Consider the following 20746-nt stretch of genomic DNA (forward strand, 5'->3'; position numbering starts at 1 on the left):
GGCCCCGGACGTGAAGTCCGGGGCCCGCTGTCGTACGCCCGGCTCGGCCCGGCGAAGGGTCAGAGGTGGCTGCGGCGTACGCCGGGCCGCATGGGCAGGGTACGGCCGGCGGTGGACCGGCGGGCAGGGGGAAGGAGTCTGTTGCAAACCATCGAGCAGGCCAAGCGGGCCACGCAGTAGGGTCCCCGCATGGTGATGCGCTCTCGAAGGCTGGAAGACCTGCTCGGCGGTCGGCTCGACGCCCTTAAGTACAAGGACATCACCGACCTGGTGAGCAACGCGGATGCGGCGGAGGGAGAAGACCTGGACTACAAACAGGCCCACTACGCCACCGACGACAAGGGCAAGGAGGAGCTGGCCAAGGACGTGGCGGCGTTCGCCAACCACACCGGCGGGCTGCTGATCCTCGGGATGGCCGAGAGCAAGGGCGTCCCCAGCAAGGTCATGGACGTCGACCTGGACGACCGCCACTTCCGACACATCCGCCAGGTGATCGCCTCGAACACCGCTCCGCCCGTATCCTACGAGGCCATCGCCGTACCCAATCCCGATGCCCCAGGCCGCGGTTTCTTCCTCCTGGCTGTACCCCGCAGTCCGCTTGGCCCCCACGCCGTGACGGCGCCACCGACCAAGCCCACCAGGGAAGCCCTTCGCTACCCGCGCCGCGGCGGCAGCGGAACGGACTGGCTCACGGAAACCGCCGTCGCCACGGCCTACCGCGCCCGCTTCTCGGCGGCAGCGGCACGGGATCAGCGCATGACCGACGTGGAAGAGGACCTCGTCGACGCACTCGCCGATCGCACCTTGCCCCACCTCATCGTGACGTTGGTCCCCGAAGTGCCGGGCGAGATGGCGGTCGACTCCGTACGCTTCGCCCGGTACGAGAGCGAGCTCCGCGGCACGGAGCTCTACCTCGGGCAGGGCCACCGGCTCTTTGGTGATGTCGCCGTAGGAGCTCGACGGCTGATCGTCGAGGAGGGCGGCGGTGACCGGGCTGCCCGGGCGGAGCTCCACCGAGACGGCAGCGCGGCGATTGTGCTCCCACTTCACCGGCACCTCTCGAAGCTGCACAGCGATGAACCGGATTGGCAGTTCGTCGAGCCAGGTGATGTCGTCTACCAGCTACTGTGCGCCCTGCCGTTTCTCGCCAGCCACGCCCGGGACCGGGCCGCCGCCACCGGCACAGCCCAGGTCAAAGCCACCCTGGTGGACGACATGGCCAGTCACCCCTGCCAGAGGCTGAAAATCGACATGTACCGCCCGGAACCCTTGCCCCTCACCATCGACTTTCTCCACCGCACGGCAGGGCACCGGGTGCCGGCGAGCACGCAACCATGCGGCTTCGCTTACTCCGAAGCCACCGTGCTCCTGGACGACATCGCCGACCACGGCGTCGGGCTGCTGCAAGCGACCGCCGCTCTGGCAGACGAACTTCTCCACGCCTACGGTCTGCCGGACAACCAGCTGATCACCCGCGAGGGACACCTCAACACCGGTCTGTTCACCGATCGCAACCGCGGTGCCGTGGCCCGTTGGGCGGCCCAGAACCCTCTCATCAGCTCAGCGGAATAGTCCCTGTGCAGGCGGCGACGGCAGGACGGTCCGGGGAGGGTGGTTGCCCACCGCGTGTGTGTCGGCCCGACTCCGAGCCAGCCCCGCCTACGCCGGGACGGCAACCGAGGACAAGGGGCTTCGTCTCACACGCCGTCGCCCTTCGGCCTGTCCGGTCCTTCCAAATAGGCGTCGGACCCGCCGCCCGGACTACGCCGTCCGGTGCTGCTCACGGTGGCCTGCGCCCAGTCGAGGACATCCCACTCGATCCGCGCGACCGCGGCGAAGGCCTGCTCGTGGGTGTGGCCGGCGGCCACCAGGAGGTCGGTCACCAGGTAGTGGACAGCGGGTCGGCCGCCCGTCAGGACGAGGTCGAAGCAGGCGCGGTAGCCGGCCCAGCCCCACCGATGAGCGTGGTCGGCCCGAGCGGACATCGCCCGGACCAACCGGCCAGTCAGGAGCGGCACCGGCGGGAGCCGGCCGGCTCCCGCTCGGCGGCCGCAGCTTCGGCCCGCTCGACTTTCCCCGCGCACCCCGCCAGCCCGGACGAGGCGGTGTACTGGCCCTCCGCCGAACTCGCCTACACCGCGACCACCGACGGCCGCCGACGGCGGCTTCGGGCCTTCGTCGAGCGCCACCGCCCCGCCACCGGCACCGAGCACGTGGCGACGCGGCTGGCGGCCTGCGCTCGGCTCTGGGAGCGGGAGCGGCCCGGACGGTTCGGGGCGGGCGTGGGATCGGCACTGGAGGACGTTCCCGAGCATGCTGGCGACCCTGGCCGGCACCACGGCCGCCTCGGTGGGCACTGCGGTGGCCGACCTGCGGCTCGCCGTCGAGGAGAGGCCGGCTGTTCAGCACGGTCCCGCCGCCCCGCCACCCGCTCAGCGGTGGCTGACGGCAGCCGTGCGGACGGACGGAGCTGTAGAACGCATCCGACGACAAGGCAGGAGCAAGGCCTTCACGAAGCCGATCAACCCGAGCAGGATGAAGCGGGTGACTTACAGATTCTTCAATGATGATCCGGTCGACGGCAGCGACGCCTTCCCCGACCTGCTCGGACACCAGCGGTACGCAGACCATGCCGTACAGCTTCTACGGGATGTCAGGGAGCAGAGCGAGTCGGGGGTCCTCGCCCTGATCGGTCCATGGGGTTCGGGCAAGTCCTCGGTGCTCAAGATGGTGCTCCGCCGGCTTCGGGAGGCACAGCCGGCGTCGTGGTCGGTGGCGGAGCTGAACCCGTGGCTGTACTCCGACCTCGACAGCCTGACGGCAGCGCTGTTCAGCGAGATCCGCACCGCGCTGCCGAAGGGCGCACGGTGGTCGGTGGCTCGGGAGACGATCAGGGACTTCGGTGTGTCCGTCAGTCCGCTGGGGAAAGTTGGCAGCCTATTCGGGTTCGATCTCAGCGATGCCGTCAAGGGCGTCGCCGAACGGATCGGGGGTGACACGAGCACCTCGGCGGCAAAGACAGCAGCTGCCGAGGCGCTCCGCGAAGTGGATCGCCCCGTCCTGGTGGTGATGGACGACCTGGACCGCCTGACCCCCGACGAGCTGCTCCTGGTCTTCAAGCTGGTGCGGCTCGTCGGCAACCTCCCCAACGTCTACTACCTCATCAGTTTCGACGAGCGGACGCTCCTCGACGTCCTCGGGCGCAGCGCTCTGGTGGGCGGGGAGAGGCACCGGGCGAGCGAGTTCCTGGAAAAGATCGTGCAGGTCCGGCTGGATCTGCCGGTCTTCCGCGAACGCGATGCCTCCAAGCTCGTCGAGCGTTGCCTGGCCGCGCTGCTCGGGAAACTCCAGCTGTCGCTGACTGCGGCGGAGGAGCAGCGCTTCGCGAGAGCGTACGTGAACTACCTGCAGGACCGGCTGCTGACGCCGAGGGCGGTCAAGCGCCTCTTCGGGCAGGTGGCGGCATCGCTCGGCACCTTGGCAGGCGAGGTCGACCTCGTCGATTTCCTTCTCGTCACGTTCCTGCGGACCAGTGAGCCCGGTGTCTACCGGTTCCTGGGCCGGCACCGGGCCGAACTCACCGGAAGTGGCTTCGCCTCGGCCCTCGCGCGGCGACGCCAGCAGCCTGACGAACTAGCCGAGGTGTGGCGCGCCCGCCTGAGAAAGGCCGGCGTCGCTGAAGGGAACCTCGACGGCATCCTCAGTCTCCTAGCCAGCCTCTTCCCGGGGCTCGCGCACCAGCTGGGCGGCAGTACCAGCGAACCGCCGGAAGAGCGCCGGGGCATCGGCAGCAGCGACTACTTCGACCGGTACGTCGTCTTCGGGGTACCGGACGACGACCTGCCTGAAGCCGTACTCACCACCGCTCTCGCCCAGCTGGGTTCCGGCGCCCCCGGAGTGGAAGCCGACGAACTGTGGCTCAGGTTCCAGAACGACACCCAACGCATCGCCCGACGTATCCGGCTGCGGCTGCGGGCCGGTGGGAGCCTTCCCGTCCGACAGCTGCTGATCGGGATGGCTGAGCTGTTCGCTTCCCTGCCCGTTCAGTCGCAGGAGCTTCTCAGCCCTCGGTTCAGTGTGGTCATCATCGCGCAGGACCTGTTCCGAACTCTTGAGGCCGATGAGCGGGTCGAGGTGCTCGATCAGATGGCCGCATCCGCCTCCGGCGCCGAGCTGGCCGCTCTGGTCCTGGGTGACGCCATCGAGCCTTCCAGCACCGGACCCGCCTTCGCGCAGGAGAGCGATGAGTGGGTCGTAGCGGCGCACACCGCCGTGCTGACGCGCCTGGAACAGCACCTCACCGCCGCCGGCGGACGCCCCGCCGGTGAACTCAGCGATCTGGACACCTCTCTCATCTGGCGGTGGCGCCGTCTCGACGGGTCTACCGCCCGCCGGTGGGTACGTCAACGACTGGACGACGGCACCTGGGACCTGCTGCCGTTTCTCACCGAACTTCTTCCCGCGCCCCGCGCCCCCTGGTCCACGATCGACGCTGACGTCCTGGAATCGCTCGACACCCTGGTCGACCGCGCCGAGGTGCAGGCTCTCTGTGACCGGACCGAAGTCCCTGACGACGACTCCGCGTCGGCACAACTCCTCCATGCCCTCAGCCGCACCCTGCTAGCCGAAGCAGGGCAGGCCAGCGGTCCTACCGACAACCCGACCGCCACCGACCACGAAGTCTGACACCAGCATTTCTTGCTGCCCGCCGTGCGGGCTGTGAAGGTGTCGCCTGTGGCACCACCTCGGGTGGGTGCGACGGGGTGGTGGGAAGTGGCGTGGGGGTGTCGCCTGCGGCGCCACGGTGGGTGGGGGGAGGGGTGTTCCTGTTCCTCCGCAGTTGGGGTACCCGGGCGGTGCCCACGGTGGTACCGGGCTCCCTCGCGGTGAGCACCGTCCGGGTGGAAGTTCCCCTCCCCCAGGGCGGGCGGCACACCCTCCGGTGTGACGGGCCGCCACAGGCCTGCGCAGACAGTCGGCGGGAGGGCCGCAGGCGGTGCGAATGGCGACTCGTAGCAGCCGCGCGAGCGCCGGTCGGAGCAACGGCGGCAGGTGGCCCACTGCGGCGCCCGCGCAGCCGCGCGCCACCGCGCGCACGCTCCCCGATAGGCCACCGGTGGCAGCCTCCATAAACATCACCACCAGGGCGTGCGGGCGGACCGGCCGGCGCCCCCTCCAGTCGCGAACTCGAGCGCGGCCCTGCCCGGCCACCTCCCCCACACCACCCTCAACGACAGGTCGGTGACGTGCTCGATCTGCTCGACCCTGGCATAGCCCTCGTCACGCGGCAGGCGCCTGGCCGTCCAGCGGTGGCTGGCCACTCCCAAGTAGTCCCCGGCCGGACCGCCCCGTCGACCTCCACAGTGTTCACACTGTCCTGCCTCCCGCTGGTTCCCTCTGCCGATCCCCTGCCGAGCACCGTACGACCCGGCCGCGGCGCGGCAGAGGTGATCGCCGAAACCAGTCGGCCCCGTCCGCTCTTGCGGACCGGTCACAGCAGGTGGTTGTCCGTCGGTAGGGTTCGCAGGGTGGACATCGAGCCGTTCGTGGATGAGGACAGTGACCACGATGTGTGCTGGATCTGCCCGTCGGTGAGGTTCCCGGCAGGCGGGTTCGACGTCTTCGAGCGGCCGACGCGGGAGTGCCCGTTCGACCCGGCCGACGGATTCCGGTACACCGCGGCCCGGGTGCCGGTGTGCGTGCACCCGTACAAGGTGGGCCTGCCGCCCGGCCGGTACGCCTCGGACGGGGAGCCGGTGCCCGCGCGTGCGCCGCGCGCGGCGACGTTGCCAGCTTCACCGGTTGCGGACGCGGACACGGCTGCGGCCCGCCCTGACGGGCCCGGGCGGACCGTAGCCGCTGCCGGCGTCCTGGGCACAGGGCCCGGCTCTGCGGTCGTCCGCAGCTCCGCCGGGGGAAGCGGGGCACGAGGTGCGGAGAGCCGGGAGCGCAGGTCTCCCGCGCCGTACGCGGGAGTGCTTCCGTCGGGCCTGCCAGCGGATGTGGCCGGCCTGGCGGGGTGGGTGGGGGAGCTGGCGCGCGGCGCGGCACCGGAGGATCTGGCCGGGGTGCTGGCCGGCGCCGAGGCCGCGGCGCTGACCAGGTTCCCCGAGGACCAGGTGCTCGCGGTGCTGCGCCGCGTGCTGTCGGGTGGTTAGGCCGCCGCGAAGGTGATCTGGTGTTCGCGGCCAGAGCGGTTCATGCCGATGCTGTCGTACTTGGCGGCGAAGATCGCCAGGCGCCGGTCGACCTCGGCCTTGTCGAGCCAGTACCGGGTGGGCGGCTCGCCCCAGGCGGTGAGGTAGGCGGCGTGGGTGTAGCCGCCGGCGATGTAGTCGGTGTGTTCCTGGTCGGTCTGGTGGATCAGGGTGAAGCCGGTGCGAGCGGCGATTCGGGCGAGCAGTTGCGGCTGGGCGATCATCGCGTGGGTCATCTCGTCGACGGGCACGGGCAGCGCGACCTCGGCGGCCCGCTCGTCACCGGTGAGGGCGAAGACGGCGGCCTTGAGCGCAATGGCGCGCAGGCCCTCGGTCAGGAGCGGGCCCTTGTCGGTGTCGAGGTTCCACCGCTCGATGGTCGGGAAGCCGGTGAAGCACTGCCAGTCGCTGGAGTACTCCAAGGTGGCGGCCTCGAAGGCCGGGAACTCGGAGTCGCCCTCGATGGCCACCAGGATCTCGGCGGCGCGGCAGCCGACCAGCTCGGCGGTGGGGAGTTCGGTTGCGGTCATGCGGATCACTCACTCCTCGGATCTCACGTGATCCGCGCCGGGGCCCGGCGCGGGTAGTGCGAGGTGGTGCGAGATGGTGCTGCCTGGCGGGCCTGGTGTCGTCGTCAAGCCCACCAGGGGCCTCAGTGGGCCGCCCCGGAACCGGACGTCGGTGAACCGGTCGGCGGCTACCCCACGGGGACGCAGGCCGGTGCCGGGAGCGGCAGGGTGCGCAGCCGGGAGGCGGTGACCACGTCGGCGACGGCGGCCGCGCGGCGGGCCTGGCGGGTGACAGTGGGGATGTCGACCGGGGCCGGCAGAACGTACTCAGCCCACACCGTCTTGCCCGTCACGGTCTTCGTCGTGCCCCAACGGTCGGCGAGGGCATCGACCATCAGCAGGCCGCGGCCCGTCACCTCCTGGTCGTCACCGAAGCGGGCCTGCGGGCGGGGCCGGCCGCTCCCGGCGTCGGCGACTTCGACACGCAGCCGGTCGCCGGGCGGGGACAGGCGCAGCATGGCGTCGATGGTGCCGGGCTGGTTGTGGGTGGCGGCGTTCGCGAGGAGTTCGGAGGCGACGGTGAGCAAGTCGTCCAGCGCGGTGCCGGTGACGCTCCAGCCGGTCGCGGTGGAGCGCAGTGCGTGGCGGGCGTAGCCGACGCAGGCCATGCGTTCGGCGGGGTCGGTGGCGGTGGCGTTGACGACCAGGCGGTACTCCAGCGCGCGCCCGGTCCGGCTCACCGGATCTCTCCCGGCACGGGACAGGGCAGGGCGCTGCTGATGGTCAGTACGACGCCGAGCCCCTGCAGAAGGTCCGACAGGCGCGCCCAGGCGGTCGCGCTGTCGGCGACCATTCGACGTCGGCTGGGAGTACCAGCACAACCACGCCTCGCTATTTAAGGCTTAGACCGTGTCCTATGTGGTGGTCTTGGACAGGCGTTTGTGGCATGTGATGACGGCGGCGAGGTCGCAGAAGGCCAGGTAGTGGCGGTGATCGCGTTCGTAGCGTCGGGCGATCCGGCGGTAGCCGGTGAGCCACGACATGGTGCGTTCGATGACCCACCGATGGCGGCCGAGGGTCTGCCTCGACTCGATACCCTTGCGGGCGATCCGGGGCGGGACCTGCTGCCGGCGGAGCCATTTCCGCAGCTCAGCGTTGTCGTACGCCTTGTCCGCGTGCAGCTTGCGTGGCAGGAGGTGCAGACCTCGCTCGTGGTCGTGCTTCGCAAGGAGGGCTTCGACCAGGGGCGTCAGGCCGTGCTGGTCGTGGGTGTTGGCGGAGGAGATGCCGACGACGAGGGGCAGCCCGTTGCGGTCGGACAGGACGTGCACCTTGGAGCCGGGCTTGCCCCGGTCGACGGGGCTGGGACCTGTATGTTCACCCCCTTTTTCGCGCGGACGTGGACGGAGTCGACGACGACCCGTGTCAGGTCCAGGACCTCGGCGTCGACCAGGCGCTCCAACACCACCCTGCGGACCCGGCCCCACAGGCCGTCCTTCGACCAGATCGTGAACCGGCGGTGCACCGTCGACTTCGACACCCCGAAACACGGCGGCAGATGCCGCCACGCACACCCCGTCGTCAATACGTAGACCACCGCGGCGAACACCGCCCGATCGTCCAAGTTCGCTGTCCCACCACCCTGTTGACGCACCCGGGTAGCAGGAAGCAGTGGCTCGACCACTTCCCACAACCCATCAGGAACGATCCATCCCCACTCAGCGCTCCCCATGACCCACACAACGAGGCCACCACCACGTAGGACACGGTCTTATTCAAGCGGACCATCTCGTTCGTCCTCTCCTTGGTCTGCGGGGCCGTCGTGGTGGGGAAGCTGCTGCAATGACCTACCTCGACGAGCCCGCCGACCTCATCCGCTCCTGCCTGCCCGCAGATGCCAAGCCGCCGGCCGGCTCCGCGCCTCTGTTCCGCCTGTACGCTGTCCTACTCCGTGCCAAGGGCGAGAGAGTCACCGACGAAGACGTTCATGACGCCTGGTCCGCCTGGATGCAGACCGTGGACGACACCCACGAGGCGCTCGTCCCGTTCGGGGACCTGCCGCCGAAGGTCCGCGCCTACGACACCCCATATGCGGAGGCGATCCGCCGCGCCGCCCGCCTCACCGCGGCCATCTAGGGCGGCCGCTGCGGAACCTCGCGCGGCCCAGGTTCCGCCTCGCATAGGGCGCGGGCCGACAACAGCGGCACCGAGCCGCGTACCGTTACGTGGACGACGGCCTAACCGCCTCGTCGGTGGTGCCGGGTATCGCCATCCTCGACGACGAGTGGTGCGGGACGCCCGAGCCGGGCTTCCCGCACCACCGCTCCGTCTGTCTGGATTCCTCACTCGAAACGCATTGACCGGGCAGCTGCCGCAAGGGCAGAGGACCTTGGCGGCGGGGTTGACGGTCCGCCAGACAGTGGCGGCCGGTGCAACAACCAGGCCGCACGCTCACCTCCGGGATCCAGGCAGGTACGGCGCGGGCGGCTTCCGGAGCGGGCGAGCACAATGAGGTGGCGACATGCGGGCGCGACAGGCGTTACGCACAGCCTGCTGGTGGCCTGTTCGCGTCGTTGGCACGGGGCTGGTTGGGCACCGAGGCAGCGGGCCCGCTGGCACTGGTCAAGGCCAGTGGTCTCACAAGTGGCCCGTAGCTCGGCAGCGTTGGCATGAAGGTTTCAGCCCTCACCTGGACAGCCACAGAGCTACAAACGACCCGGCGTAGAGCAATGCAAAAAGCAGTGGAACCCATTGCTCAACATGGGAAATTGGCCAGTACTTCTTGCGGTCCTTGCCTTCCCCCAATTCTTTCCACTCCGCCCGCCAGTAGGGGGACGCCGGCAGCCGCTCCTCGAGTGCACCGACTATACGATACTTGGCAGAGTTCAACTGGCGGTAAGACCGAACGAGATAGAACCAGGCGAGGCACTGGATCACAAGGACCGTGAACGGGAATGCAAGAAGTCCCACATGGTGGGGAGTCTGACGCGCGACGAGCTGCCCCGCGAAAGCAACGACGGCAGTGTTGAGAGTCAGGAAGAAGGTGTTGGCAAGCGATCTGCGACTGCTGACACGGTCCGCCATCTCCACGTATATTTTGTATTGCTCGAGAACCAGATTCCTAATTTCCGCCTTCTCGAAGTCCGAATCCTGCAGGTTTGGATTCCAGAGATCACCCGACACTACTTCCCCTCCCTTGGGATTGCTGCCCGCCCGAGCAGATGCTGATTGTAGACGATTCCGCCACCGGAATTTAGTTGAACGATCTGGGCCATGCCCGCGGTTCCTTCACTCCTTACTGAAATCGGGCTGGCGGACGGCCCTTCAGTCGAGTCATGGATGAGGGAAACCAGCCGATCAGCCGACTCAGGGCTCTCCTCAAGCATTGCCTCCAGCCGACCCTGCCAACGGATTGCCATGACTTCGCCGCTCGAAGATCCACTGATCACGGCTTCCCGAGAGTCGTCCAGTGCTGTTGCAACCTGGCTTGGCCCGACCCGACTCTGCCGGCTCATAAGCTCTGCCATCCGGTCGCGGAATCCGCGCCAGCCGTCCGAAGCCATGGTCTGGACGATCACGCGGCCGGCCGTAGCAGCGATAGATACCACAATTGGGTCCATGTGCGAATCCTTCCAGCATTCGTCGCTGTCCTATTGACGCCGTGGGTCGCCGAAAATGATAGCTGACGCTTCCTGACACAGCTGATGATCCGCCCCGAATACTCGCAGGAGGTCATCGTGAATCACACTTACAATATTGCGTGCCTCTCCGTAGCGCCCCACCATGGTGAGTGTCCTGGCGAGATGCACTGCACACCTGAGGGCATCAGGGTGCTGATCACCCAGCGCCTCCGTCCGGGCGAGCCAAATATTCTCACGGAGCTCAAGAGCCTCGTCGTAGCGGCGCAACTCCTCTAGGAGATCGGCAACGTTTTCGGCGGACGCAAGGGTGGCAGGATGCGTGTTCCCAAAAATTCTTGTGCGTTTATCAAAAACTGACAGCTCCAACGCAAGAGCTTCTTGATAGCGCTCCGCGCCGAAGAGGGAGGAAGCCAGGTTCCCTTCCGAGATGATGGTGTCCGGGTGCTCTTCTCCGAGGACCCGTCGACGGTCGACGAGGATCTGCTCGTGCAGCTCGACGGATGCGGCCCAGTCTCCAGTGGCGGCAAGAAGCGCGGCAACGTTGTTTCGCGCCGCCATGGTGGCCGGATGCAGCGGGCCGAGAAGATGATCTCGCCCCTGGAGAACATGCCTAAACGTGGCCTCGGCCTGTTGCAGGTTCCCAAGTTCCCAGTCACAGAGCGCTGATGCGTGGAGGGCGCCCAGAGTGTCCTCATGGGTTGAGCCGAGCATCATCTCGAAACGCTTGACAGCTCGCTGGGCGAAGTCCTTGGCTGTCAGGGGGTTCCCCGATGCAAGTTGGAATAGGCAGAGCCGAAGAACGAGTTCTCTGAATTTAGCATCGGTTGGCCATGTAATGGTGGATGCAAGGGACATCAAGGCTCTGTAGACCGGCCAGCAGGCCGGATCGTTGGGATCGCCGGGATCGTTGGCCACCAACATTGCCGAGATCTCCCCGGCAAGGACCGTCTGTTCTTCGTGAGGGATGATTGAGCTCACGACAGCCGCGATAACCGGGTGAACCCTGAGGCTTCCCCCGTACTCCTCGGCAAGGTTCCTTCCGAGCAGGACTCGGGCAATCCGCCACGTATCGTCGTCGCTGGCCAACGAGTCGCGCATGGGCGGCGAGAACACGTCCGGGGCTGTCGACAGAAGGTTCGCCGGGATCGGAACAGGCGATGCCACAACGAGGAGGCTGAGCAGTTGGGCCGAGCTGGCATCTTGCGCGATGAGGCGCTCAAAGTCCCGCTCAAATCGGGCGATGAGAGATCGTCCTGAATCCCCGTGTGCGCGCAGGATGATCTCGTCCATGCGGTTGTCCAGCAAGGTGAGGAGGTCAGCCGGACTGGACCCATGCCGGCTGAGTTGGACTCCTACCATTTCGAGCGCCAGCGGAAGGTTCCCTACTCGCACTGCGAGCTGGTTAGCGACCTGCGCGGCTATCTCCGGAGAGTATCTGTGAAGCAGGGCCACTGCTTCAGCGCTCGAAAGCGTCGAGAGCCGCAGGTGGTTGGCGAACCCGGTGGGCTCGCACCTGGAGATGACGAGGACGTGGATGTTCGACAGCGAGCGCTTCGTTGATTCTGTCAGCACGGCTTCTTCAACGTCGTCAATAATGACCAGCGTCCTGGGTCGCGATGTCGGCAGGCCAGAGTTTCGGCTCAGGCCGTGATGCCTTGCTTCGTTGTAGGCTTCGAGGGCATCTACTAGCGTGGACGGTTGGGATTCGACTGAGCCCGACTCAGGGACATGGCCATACCAGACGACGTCATACATGCTGCGGGCGCGGTGGGCGAACTCGACGGCCAGTGCCGTCTTACCCGAGCCTGCCATGCCGCTCACAGCGAACGTATGACTCTGCTCCCTGAAGTGGCGAAGCAGGAGGAGGAGCTCATCCTCCCGTCCGACGAAGTGGCTCCCCCGTTCCGGGACATTCCACATGCCAGGCTTAGCATCCGGGTAATCGAAGACCCTTCGGTCCTCCACTAGATCAGGCGTGCTGACCTTGGGCTCGCCGTATACCGATCTGACTGCCTCTACGAGCCTGCGGCGCGCTTCGTCACCCGAAAGGCCCGAGACATCGACATCGTAGGGCACGCGCAGTTGGCCAGCAAGATTGAATTGGGACACACGGACGGCCACCCCGCGATTCCGCTCAATTCGCTGGCCTTCGGCCGCGAGGTAGAAGTTGGCCAGCAACCGCTCGTCTTGAAAGTAGTCAGGAGACAGCAGGGAGATGACACCGACACCCTCTGAAGCCGCATTCGAATTTAGGATCGCCCAGTCGGCGGGGTGACTGAGATCGAAGTCCGACGAAACGCGGTAGCCAGCACTTCTAAGTTCTTGGCAGACCCAATCGGCCCAGACCTTGTCCTCATCGGAAAAACTGAGATAGAAATCATGGCGTGCGCGGCCGCTGGGCCGTTGCCGATATTGCTGTCGAAGAGCCCTCCGCTGCTGACTTTCAATCGGCACGCAACGCCTGACCGCACCACGGGTGATACGAGATGTCAATCGTTCGAAAGCCGAGAGAAGCGTGTCCTCCTGATGCGGCCGATCGCCGACAGGTGAGAGCATTTCCTCATAGGCATAGAGAGTCCTGTAGGGAATCTCTACATCGCCCCAGTATTCTTCGGAATCAGTAATTGAAGATAGGCTGATTGCTTTTGCGAAGCGCCAGTGCGCCCAATCGCGGCTCGCTTCGAGTCGGTCGGTTTCCCCGGCCTCGACCCTCATAGGAACGGGCAGCACGCGGAAGTTGTCGTCGCCGTCGGCACGCTGGTTGAGCACCGAATCGACAACAGCCGCGCAGCCGGAGATGCTCTGAGTGCTCATAGTGAAGCAGGCGACCAGGGTATCAGGAATTTGCACTGTACAAATTCCTGATGCATCGCTTAGTCCTGTCCGGCTGTCGACCAGGACATAGTCGTAGCGCTCACGCATGCTGCTCTTCATGGACTCGATGAACGAACCGCCGCCGAAACGGTTGTAAAACGAATTCCAGTCGAAAGAGTTCACGCGCTGGCCGAATGCTTTGTTTTGGCGGCCCGCCCCCAGCAGATCGACACTTCCCTTGTTCGGGAAATTCCATCGAATTGAGACGGCGTGCCTGCTCACATCCGCATACGGCCTGTGCCAATCTTTGGCAGCTGGCCTGCTATCCGTGGCGGCAAATGCGAATTCCCAGAGCATGTCGAGGACGCCGGACGTCGACTTCAGCTCTTTGTCCAGGAGAAATGGGTGGAAGTATCGGTGCAGGCCCGGAGCTTCCAGGTCCCAGTCGACGACAAGCACAGACTTGCCGCTGCTTGCCAGGATCCAAGCAACGTTCGCCAGCGCCATTGTACGCCCAGTGCCGCCCTTGTAGGAGTAGAATGTAATAATCTCTGCTGATTTATTCGGACCCATCACTCATCACCCGGTCCGTCGATTGTGGGGCGAGGAATAAATTTCGCCCCGATCGCTGGACGAACATTCTCTGATTCGACCATCAATATGCGCGTCAGCTCAACTAAGACTTCCCGGACTCCGGCCTTGAACGAGCTAATACTGTCGAGCTGGCTTTTGAAGACCCCTTGGCGAACGCGAGCGTGTCGGGTAAGTGTCTCGTTGATGTCATGCTGCAGCTCGACAGATCTGGCTACGGTTTCTTCATCATTGGAGCTTTGGGGAACCACCAGGCCGGCATGTATACACAGGCGTCCGTCGTAGGCCCTGAGTGCCTCTTTCCGCTTCTCAAGCCTCACAGTCCAAGGGTCGAGAATAATGATCGCAAGCTCGTTATTTCTCTCCGCCCCGTCAAGAAGCCCTGCGACATCGTCATCGAAATTCTCAGGGTGCGGGACAAGGCTAAATTCCCGGGCCACGTCGACGGCGTACCCGACGATTGGACCGGGCGCGTCAGGCATGTAAGGCGCCCAATCGTCCACTCTCGGGCCGTACTGTGAGAGGTTCTGGCGGAGGGGTTTTATTTCCTCCGCCGTACTCGCGGCTACCGCGAATCTCACATGTCCGGGTCTCGCGCTGGGGACGCTGGCCCGCTCGGGGGACCCGCCGAGTGAATCCTGAGTCGCGGCCGACAGCTCGGGCGCGGCGAAGGCGTCTGGAATGCTGTCGAAGTCTTCGATCGGCTCGGAATCGCTGAGCCGACTGGCACGAATTGATTCTATTACGCGCTTGGCGAGCGCCATTACGATCTCTTCGTAACTTGTCCTGTAGTTAGGATTAAAATTGAGCTGGGTAATCTGACGCAATCCCCGCTCAATATACTCAGTACCGAACTCCGGATCCTTTGCCCAGATATCGGCAGCAGCCTTCGGGACAGCTTCGTGGCTGTCAAAAACGGATTCCCAGAGCACTGGAATAATGGCATTGAGTGCCTCACTCGGGCCGGTTTCGCTTTCCCGGAGACGCGAGCTGAAGATGTACCATTCTTTCCCGCAGAAACTGCTGTTGAAGTATCGGGGAGAGTAGAGGGCAATGAATACCTTGCATGTACTCAACGCTTGGGCCAGTTCGCTGCGCCACACGCTCCCTGTACGCATTCGGAGGTACTGATAGCCGAGTTTTACCCGGTCCAGTGTTGTACGCCTGAGAATCTCCTCGGACAGGTCCGCGTAGAACTGCTCGACCAGGCCGTTACGGTTGTCCTCCTCGCAAAAGCTTAAGAAGACCTCTACCATGCTCACCTGCCGTTGCCCGGACCGGCTCCTGGCGCCGCTCTGTCAGACCTGATGGCGACATTGTGACAGACCGCCCGCAGCATGTCCCGGGGCGCGTCGTTCTGGCGGATTGCCCGGGTTGATCACATGATGCCGAGTAGGGCTTGGTCAGGTCTGATCAACGGTGGCGTGTCCTGGGTCAGTTGGGTCGTTGATGGTGTGTGACACCTGGTGAGATGACTGAGGTCCGGGAGGACCTGGAGGCGTTCACGCGCAACGATCAGCGTCGTTGGGGGCGGGTCGATGACCGGCCGGGCGGCGGAGCACGTTGCGCGGCTGCGTGCCGCGCCTCCCGCAGCCGGAGCCCCGGGCACCTCCTGCCTCCGGGCTCCGGCCGCGCTGTTCAGCTGGGGCCGGTATCTCGGTGGGCAGAGACGCGTGGTGCCGCTACGGTCTCGGCATGCACAGATTTGGCAGTGGCCCCCGGCCGGTGTGGGATGTCCTGAGGGCTACGAGGTGGAATCCCCCTGCCCCCGCCGCCGAGGGTCCGGATCGCCGCCAGACATATGTGACGGCGTTGGAGCAGGCCGAGCAGTTGTTTCGTGCGGCCTCGACCGTCGATCTTTCGGCTCAGCCCCTGCTCGCCTTCTACGGCTTGAGCCAGGCCGGGCGGGCGATCGCTGCGGCCGCGGCCGCCTTCGACAGTACTCAGTGGCAGCTCAACGGCCACGGCATCCGCAGCCACGGTATGGACAGACCGCTGGCGGAGGTCCAGGTCACCACCGAGCGGGCCGGCGACTCTGGAAGCTTCGTGCGGCTCTCCGAGCTTCTCGGCTCACCCTTGTGGGGAAGGTCGAGGGTGCCACTGCACGAGCTCTGGGACTGCCTGCCGGGCAATGCCAATTCACCGCTCGGCCCGGACAACTCCTCGCGCCGCATGCCGCTCTTCGTGGAGCACCGGGACATCTACGAGGCGCGCTCCACGGTCAGCGTCCCCGTGGTGGGCTTCCCGGCCTGGGTGATCCAGTCCAGCCAGGGACGGAAGGCCCTCAGCAAGTACCTGGCCGGTATTCCGGGAGCGCAGGGCTACACCGACTTCCGACGCGTGAGCAGCGAGCCCGACGCCGACCCGCAGTTCGCCGGCCACCTGGACGGCTCGGGCGAACTGCTGATGCACTGGGATCTCCCCGACGGGAAGCAGGTCGACCCGGCGGAGCAGCTCCGGTTCCTGACGGCCCGTACGCACCCGTACGTCGGCACGCTGTACCTGTTTCCGGCGGTCACCGGCACCACGAGCGGCATGCATCCCCTGATGGCCTGGTGGGCGGTCCTGCACTCTCTGTCCATGCTCGCCCGCTACCAGCCGGCGGACTGGGCACGCCACATCGACGTCGACGGCAGCCGCCACGCGGTCCCGCTCGAACAACTGCTGAACGAAGCCATCGGCAGGGTGCCGCTCCTCGTCGCCGAGACGATTGAGCTGGTCGCCCAGCAAGTGTAGCGCCGCGCCCGGCTTGGGCCGGTGCGGGTATGGAACGGGCCGGGGGAACGCCTGGGACATCTCCGGTCGGAACCGGGCCGCGCCTGTGTGCCGCACCCGGCGTACGGGACGGTTCGACGTCCTGGCCCGCCGACGGCTCGTCACCCGATACTCTGCCTTGGTGACTGTGCGCGATGAGCTGCTTGGGATACTGCACGCCCGCCTGCTGGACAGCTGGCTTGCCCTGCTCGGTGTGGATGACGAAAGCGCGGACACGGTGTGGGGCCGGCTGGAGCGGGTGGACCGGGCCATCGAGGAGCGGGCGCAGGATGCGGCGGCGCTGGCCCTGAAGCAGCGGCGGGTGATCGGCGCGATGACCCGTGAGAACGGGTACCGGCAGGTTCGTTCGGTGGTGAGCGGCGGCCGGCCGGAGTCGAACCGGGCGAGGTTCTGAGAGGGCGGTTCGTGAGTTGATGTCCGTTTCAGGGCGGGACTGAGGCAGGGCTGCTGGTCGCGGGGCTTGGGTCGCCTACTGCTTCGTGGTGAAGGTGCCGGGTCGACCTCGATGAGGACATCGAGCTTGACGAGGCGTTTCAGCTTGGCGCGGGTCCCCTCGATGTTCTTCGGTAGCGGCTCGTGGTCGAGGGCCTCGCTGATATCACGGGCACGGAGTGGGCCGGTGGCCTCGTTGAAGACGGCGAGGATGCGCGGATAGTCGGGATGATCCGGCATCTCGTGCAGGAAAGGCTGGGCCGGGAGGCGATCCGCGAGCGCCGTGACGATGCTCCGGGTGATCGCAAGGTGTTCGAGATGGGTCTCCGCTTCCCGTAGTCGGCCATGCAGTTCCTCGATCTGCGTCCGGAGATCCCCGGCAAGGGCCTGGGCGGCGTTCTCCTGGATGTCGAGTGCGTCGAGCAGGGGCTGGATGTTCACGCCGTCGCCACCAGTGGGTCGCGCCAGGTGGGGGTGTTCGCGCCGGTGAGGCGGCGGGCCATGACCTGGGTCATCGCCCAGTGGACGCGGGAGGCGGAGGAGGACGGGCGGTGTTCGTAGTCACGGACCAGGCGCCGGTGCAGTATCAGGATCCCGTAGGTTTGCTCGACCCTCCAGGGTTTCGGCTGCGGGACGAACCCCACCTGGTGCGGGTTGCGTTCGACGATCTCGACCGCCACGACGATGTCGTGCGCGCTGAGGGTGACGCCGGCGTCGGCGGCCGCGTCGGCGACGACCAGGTCCGGGATCAGCAGCCCGTCGGGCACGATGACGTTGACCGCTTCCAGCACCTCGAACGGGGCGACGGCGTTGTCGATGGCCAGGCTCAGGAGCATGGCCAGGCGGGAGCCGGCGCGCTGGTGGTGAACATCGGGGTGAGGGCTCAGCTCGAGGAACCGCCGCCCCGCGAACCGCTATGACGTGGGACTGCTCCGGGCCACCGGCGAGCCCTACCATCGACCGTCCCACCACAAGGTCGGCACCAAACCACGCCGCACCGGATGAATGACAAGCTCAGCGACTCCCACCGCCCCTGCTCGTTCGTCGGTTGTCGTTGCTCTCCGGGACGATGTCTTCGTGACGACGCATCTGGAACTCTTCGCCGACTACCACCAGATCCATGTGATGGATGAGCATTCCGACAGTGACGTAGGGGAGGCATGGACGGCACAGGCTCTGTTCGATGCCCTCGCCTCCGCGGAGGGCATTCTGGCATTCAGCACGGTGAACAACATGGACGTCGTCGTTGCAGTGGACATCCTGGGGGACGAGCCCGAGGACGACTCTGCCGACTTCGACCATGTGGTGGAGGCGAGCGTCCATGTCCCTTCTGGGCGCCTGACCATCCTGGGGTGCAGCGACTACCTGCCTGACGCTGCCCGGTTCGACGTCCCGGCCGGATGGATGCGTGTCCGTGTCTCCCGCAGCGGCCTGGCGGTGGCCGCCGCGGACCCCGAAGGGTTCGCCCCCGAGGGCATCCGCCTGCAGATCTGGCCCGCACCTCAACAGGAGCTGCGGGTGATCACCAGGTGGACGAGACCAACAAACGGGGCCTGACCTCTATCACGACCGCACCCCACAGCAGGCAACGGCCACCGTTCGTTCGAGGGCGGACGTTAAATCACAAGGTCAGTCTCCGTCCGGAATCCAACGGGCGGCAGCACGCTGGGCGGACCAAGTCCCGCCCATCCAGCTTCCTGTGGCGAGGAGCACGACGAGGGCTAGTAGCCAGCCGATCACGGACCAGGAGAGTTGGGCTCCGATGAGCGGCGTTGTGAGAGGGCTTGCGAGCCAGATGTGGGCCACGAGGCCGAGTCCTGCGGCAAGGAGGAGGGGAACCAGCAGTGTCCATGCGGCGACGGTGGCGAAGAGTCGGCGTCGGCCTGTGAGGACGCCGAGCGGGGCGATGCTGCGACTGAAGCGGATGAACTCCGCTGTGCTGTTGAGACCAATGGCGAGACCAATGAAGATCAAAGCGCACGAGCCGAAGAGCGTTACCCAGGGCACCCTGGTTTTCTTCAGGAGAGCGCCTGTTAGCCATTCCCCGCCCGGAGGCTGGATGGCAGGGTTGGGAGAGAGGTGCTGACGTGCCGTCATTATGAGTGACGGGACATCCAGATTCCCTCCGCCCGGGGACATCACAACCAGGAGCGTGGAACCGTTCTCTGTAGGAGGGGCGGGGACGGGGCCCTCGCGGAGGCTGATGGAACCTTGCTGTCCATACCAGCCGACGAGCTCTTTGAGCCGGCGATCGGGGTCTGTCAGCTGCAGCGTTTGGCCGCCGTCGACGCAAACGCGATGGATTGTCTCCCGTATCTGTGCACAGGGCGCTTGCAGTACTGCAGTACCGGCGGTTTGCCCACTTCCGCTGGTCAGTTGCAGCGAAAAGGCTTGGGTTCCTGCGGGCAGGGCTTGGAGGAAGGACGTGATGTGGCTGGTGTCGTGAGGTACCTGCACAGTTAGCACGCTGGTGCCGATTCGTGCGGCGGTTGCCTGCGCAGCGATCATCGGCTCACTGATTCGGCTGGAGTGTAGCTGCACTTGTCCGATGAGGCCGATGGCCACAACGGCCCCGGCGACCAGTCGAGCCGTGACTCCTGGCCGCTCGGTGAGCCATCGTCCGGCTACGAGCGTTCCTGTCCCACCGTACTGGCGGGCCAGGCGGCTGAGCAATCGCCCGGCGGCTGCCATCAGCAAGGAGATGGCTGATGGCAGTGTAGCCAGGGTGAGGAGCATGCCCACCATGTAGACCACGATGAAGAGGAACGGGTTGCGAGGCGCGAGAAGTTCCGGGCCTCGCGTCGCGACTATCAGCGAAACGGGAAGCATGGCTGGCCACCAGCCTGGTGTCCGCCGCAAAAGCTGTGGGCGGGTACCGGCGCCACGGCGGCCCCTCTGCCTGAGATGGCGGTGCAGAACGACGACGCTTGTCAGCACGGCAGCCGCCGACCCCGCAGCCGCCGCAAGTACTTCGCCTGCGGCAGAGCGCGCGTCAGCAGCTGGCAGCGGGAAGTCAACAAACGGCAGTGCTGTCTGCGTTTCTACCAGTACGGCCAGCAGTCCTACGCCTCCAGTCACGCCCACCAGAACTGGTACGACGGCCTCTCCCAAGTCAATTAAGGCACGGGCTCCTCGGCCGGCGCCCAGGGCGCTGAGCAGCGCCGTCCTGCGGTCGCGGGCCTCGCCTCCCATACGGGCCGCGACCAGCACGAGTACGCAGGCCGGGAAAACCATCAGAGCGATGATGGCGAAAAAGAATTGGCTGAGCGGGTCGATGAACAGTTCATCACCAAACAGCTGGCCCTGATCGCCAAATCCGGTGATGGCCAGCATGCGATCGCGGTCGATCAGTATGTCAGGGGGCCGCACGTAGGCGATGCGTTCGGTTGGAGAGCTGAGCCCTGCATCCTTGATGCGCCCCACGTCCTTGCCCAGCCGTGTGGTGATCCCCTCCTGCGAACCGGCCCTCGCAAGTGCGGGAGAGAGTAGGACCTCCCCTGGAGCGGGCCAGAACGCCACGCCCGGCGGGAGGGGTGCATCGGGCTGCAGCGGAACGATGGAGATCACCGAGTATTGCAGCCCCTGTACCGTTTCGAATCCGGGGGCCCACAACGCGATGGGCTCCTCACTCGGATGTGCTTGCGCCAGGCGGGGGTTGCGTAGCTCGCTGCGCTGCTCGCGGCCTTCATATACGGCTGATGAGGTGACCAGGGCGCACATACTCAACGTCAACGCGGCAGCCGCGCAAACAAGTGCGATCAGCCTGACGCTGCCGCCCCTGGTGCTC

The 20746-nt window shown here is 66.1% G+C and carries 17 protein-coding genes and 1 pseudogene; 8 read left to right on the plus strand and 10 right to left on the minus strand.

What is annotated here, in order from left to right:
* The first annotated feature begins 189 nt into the window (after positions 1–189).
* The gene (locus ACFUK0_RS31905) at positions 190–1572 is read left to right on the plus strand and encodes a helix-turn-helix domain-containing protein (protein ID WP_380255971.1); all 1383 of its coding nucleotides are present in this window, start codon (positions 190–192) and stop codon (positions 1570–1572) included.
* Between the two features lie 125 nt (positions 1573–1697).
* Here the strand turns inward: ACFUK0_RS31905 and ACFUK0_RS31910 are convergent, their stop codons facing one another.
* Complete coding sequence (locus ACFUK0_RS31910) at positions 1698–1985, minus strand: hypothetical protein (RefSeq protein ID WP_380255972.1); 288 nt, start codon at positions 1983–1985, stop codon at positions 1698–1700.
* A 328-nt stretch (positions 1986–2313) separates the two neighbouring features.
* Here ACFUK0_RS31910 and ACFUK0_RS31915 point away from each other — a divergent pair, with 328 nt between their 5' ends.
* Together ACFUK0_RS31915 and ACFUK0_RS31920 are read left to right on the plus strand one after the other, a co-directional pair.
* Positions 2314–4686, plus strand: coding sequence for a P-loop NTPase fold protein (locus tag ACFUK0_RS31915; protein WP_380255973.1), 2373 nt, complete (start codon positions 2314–2316; stop codon positions 4684–4686).
* 1337 nt (positions 4687–6023) lie between these two features.
* A complete protein-coding gene (locus tag ACFUK0_RS31920) occupies positions 6024–6158 on the plus strand; it encodes a hypothetical protein (RefSeq protein WP_380255974.1) in 135 nt (44 codons plus the stop codon).
* On the opposite strand, the gene ACFUK0_RS31925 is transcribed toward ACFUK0_RS31920, so the two are convergent.
* The 3 genes from ACFUK0_RS31925 to ACFUK0_RS31935 all read right to left on the minus strand — a co-directional run bounded on the left by ACFUK0_RS31925 (position 6155) and on the right by ACFUK0_RS31935 (position 8438).
* The gene (locus tag ACFUK0_RS31925) at positions 6155–6727 is read right to left on the minus strand and encodes a hypothetical protein (protein ID WP_380255975.1); all 573 of its coding nucleotides are present in this window, start codon (positions 6725–6727) and stop codon (positions 6155–6157) included. The two genes, ACFUK0_RS31920 and ACFUK0_RS31925, sit on opposite strands and share 4 nt — an antisense overlap.
* Positions 6728–6894: 167 nt before the next feature.
* Positions 6895–7446 carry an ATP-binding protein gene (locus ACFUK0_RS31930; RefSeq protein ID WP_380255976.1) on the minus strand — a complete coding sequence of 184 codons (552 nt, stop codon included), beginning with the start codon at positions 7444–7446 and terminating at the stop codon, positions 6895–6897.
* A gap of 174 nt (positions 7447–7620) precedes the next feature.
* Positions 7621–8438 (minus strand): IS5 family transposase gene (locus ACFUK0_RS31935; RefSeq protein WP_380255977.1). Its coding sequence is split into 2 segments (ribosomal slippage): positions 7621–8096 and positions 8096–8438, totalling 819 coding nucleotides; the frame shifts between segments, so codons are not numbered across the junction.
* Between the two features lie 110 nt (positions 8439–8548).
* Between ACFUK0_RS31935 and ACFUK0_RS31940 the strand changes: the two genes are divergently transcribed.
* Positions 8549–8842: a hypothetical protein gene (locus ACFUK0_RS31940; RefSeq protein WP_380255978.1), complete on the plus strand. Its 294-nt coding sequence runs from the start codon at positions 8549–8551 to the stop codon at positions 8840–8842.
* A gap of 549 nt (positions 8843–9391) precedes the next feature.
* On the opposite strand, the gene ACFUK0_RS31945 is transcribed toward ACFUK0_RS31940, so the two are convergent.
* From ACFUK0_RS31945 to ACFUK0_RS31960, 4 genes are read right to left on the minus strand one after another with little or no spacing between them, the layout of a single operon-like run.
* Positions 9392–9889 carry a hypothetical protein gene (locus tag ACFUK0_RS31945; protein WP_380255979.1) on the minus strand — a complete coding sequence of 166 codons (498 nt, stop codon included), beginning with the start codon at positions 9887–9889 and terminating at the stop codon, positions 9392–9394.
* Positions 9889–10326 (minus strand): hypothetical protein, encoded by a 438-nt coding sequence (locus tag ACFUK0_RS31950; RefSeq protein WP_380255980.1) that lies wholly within the window; start codon positions 10324–10326, stop codon positions 9889–9891. Before ACFUK0_RS31950 ends, ACFUK0_RS31945 begins: the two co-directional genes overlap by 1 nt.
* Before the next feature lie 30 nt (positions 10327–10356).
* The gene (fxsT, locus tag ACFUK0_RS31955) at positions 10357–13734 is read right to left on the minus strand and encodes an FxSxx-COOH system tetratricopeptide repeat protein (RefSeq protein WP_380255996.1); all 3378 of its coding nucleotides are present in this window, start codon (positions 13732–13734) and stop codon (positions 10357–10359) included.
* The gene (locus ACFUK0_RS31960; RefSeq protein WP_380255981.1) at positions 13734–15008 is read right to left on the minus strand and encodes a TIR-like protein FxsC; all 1275 of its coding nucleotides are present in this window, start codon (positions 15006–15008) and stop codon (positions 13734–13736) included. The genes fxsT and ACFUK0_RS31960 overlap by 1 nt, the downstream gene beginning before the upstream one ends.
* A 439-nt stretch (positions 15009–15447) precedes the next feature.
* Here ACFUK0_RS31960 and ACFUK0_RS31965 point away from each other — a divergent pair, with 439 nt between their 5' ends.
* From ACFUK0_RS31965 to ACFUK0_RS31975, 3 genes are all read left to right on the plus strand, one after another.
* Positions 15448–16488 carry a YaaC family protein gene (locus tag ACFUK0_RS31965; RefSeq protein WP_380255998.1) on the plus strand — a complete coding sequence of 347 codons (1041 nt, stop codon included), beginning with the start codon at positions 15448–15450 and terminating at the stop codon, positions 16486–16488.
* Between the two features lie 166 nt (positions 16489–16654).
* The gene (locus tag ACFUK0_RS31970; protein ID WP_380255982.1) at positions 16655–16921 is read left to right on the plus strand and encodes a hypothetical protein; all 267 of its coding nucleotides are present in this window, start codon (positions 16655–16657) and stop codon (positions 16919–16921) included.
* A 182-nt stretch (positions 16922–17103) separates the two neighbouring features.
* Positions 17104–17298: a hypothetical protein gene (locus ACFUK0_RS31975; protein WP_380255984.1), complete on the plus strand. Its 195-nt coding sequence runs from the start codon at positions 17104–17106 to the stop codon at positions 17296–17298.
* Positions 17299–17396: 98 nt separating this feature from the next.
* On the opposite strand, the pseudogene ACFUK0_RS31980 reads toward ACFUK0_RS31975, so the two are convergent.
* Positions 17397–17636: pseudogene (locus tag ACFUK0_RS31980) on the minus strand (IS5/IS1182 family transposase); the annotation flags it as partial.
* A 400-nt stretch (positions 17637–18036) separates the two neighbouring features.
* Here ACFUK0_RS31980 and ACFUK0_RS31985 point away from each other — a divergent pair.
* A complete protein-coding gene (locus ACFUK0_RS31985; RefSeq protein ID WP_380255986.1) occupies positions 18037–18516 on the plus strand; it encodes a hypothetical protein in 480 nt (159 codons plus the stop codon).
* 72 nt (positions 18517–18588) lie between these two features.
* Here the strand turns inward: ACFUK0_RS31985 and ACFUK0_RS31990 are convergent, their stop codons facing one another.
* Positions 18589–20382 (minus strand): hypothetical protein, encoded by a 1794-nt coding sequence (locus ACFUK0_RS31990; RefSeq protein ID WP_380255988.1) that lies wholly within the window; start codon positions 20380–20382, stop codon positions 18589–18591.
* Positions 20383–20746 lie beyond the last annotated feature (364 nt).

The organism is Kitasatospora sp. NPDC057223 (assembly GCF_042669755.1).
Lineage (GTDB): Bacteria > Actinomycetota > Actinomycetes > Streptomycetales > Streptomycetaceae > Kitasatospora.

Excerpts from the sequence above, each read along its gene's own strand:
- ACFUK0_RS31905 (WP_380255971.1), top strand. The coding sequence starts at position 190 with ATGGTGATGCGCTCTCGAAGGCTGGAAGACCTGCTCGGCGGTCGGCTC.
- ACFUK0_RS31910 (WP_380255972.1), bottom strand. The coding sequence starts at position 1,985 with ATGTCCGCTCGGGCCGACCACGCTCATCGGTGGGGCTGGGCCGGCTAC.
- ACFUK0_RS31915 (WP_380255973.1), top strand. The coding sequence starts at position 2,314 with ATGCTGGCGACCCTGGCCGGCACCACGGCCGCCTCGGTGGGCACTGCG.
- ACFUK0_RS31925 (WP_380255975.1), bottom strand. The coding sequence starts at position 6,727 with ATGACCGCAACCGAACTCCCCACCGCCGAGCTGGTCGGCTGCCGCGCC.
- ACFUK0_RS31940 (WP_380255978.1), top strand. The coding sequence starts at position 8,549 with ATGACCTACCTCGACGAGCCCGCCGACCTCATCCGCTCCTGCCTGCCC.
- ACFUK0_RS31950 (WP_380255980.1), bottom strand. The coding sequence starts at position 10,326 with ATGGACCCAATTGTGGTATCTATCGCTGCTACGGCCGGCCGCGTGATC.
- fxsT (WP_380255996.1), bottom strand. The coding sequence starts at position 13,734 with ATGGGTCCGAATAAATCAGCAGAGATTATTACATTCTACTCCTACAAG.
- ACFUK0_RS31960 (WP_380255981.1), bottom strand. The coding sequence starts at position 15,008 with ATGGTAGAGGTCTTCTTAAGCTTTTGCGAGGAGGACAACCGTAACGGC.
- ACFUK0_RS31965 (WP_380255998.1), top strand. The coding sequence starts at position 15,448 with ATGCACAGATTTGGCAGTGGCCCCCGGCCGGTGTGGGATGTCCTGAGG.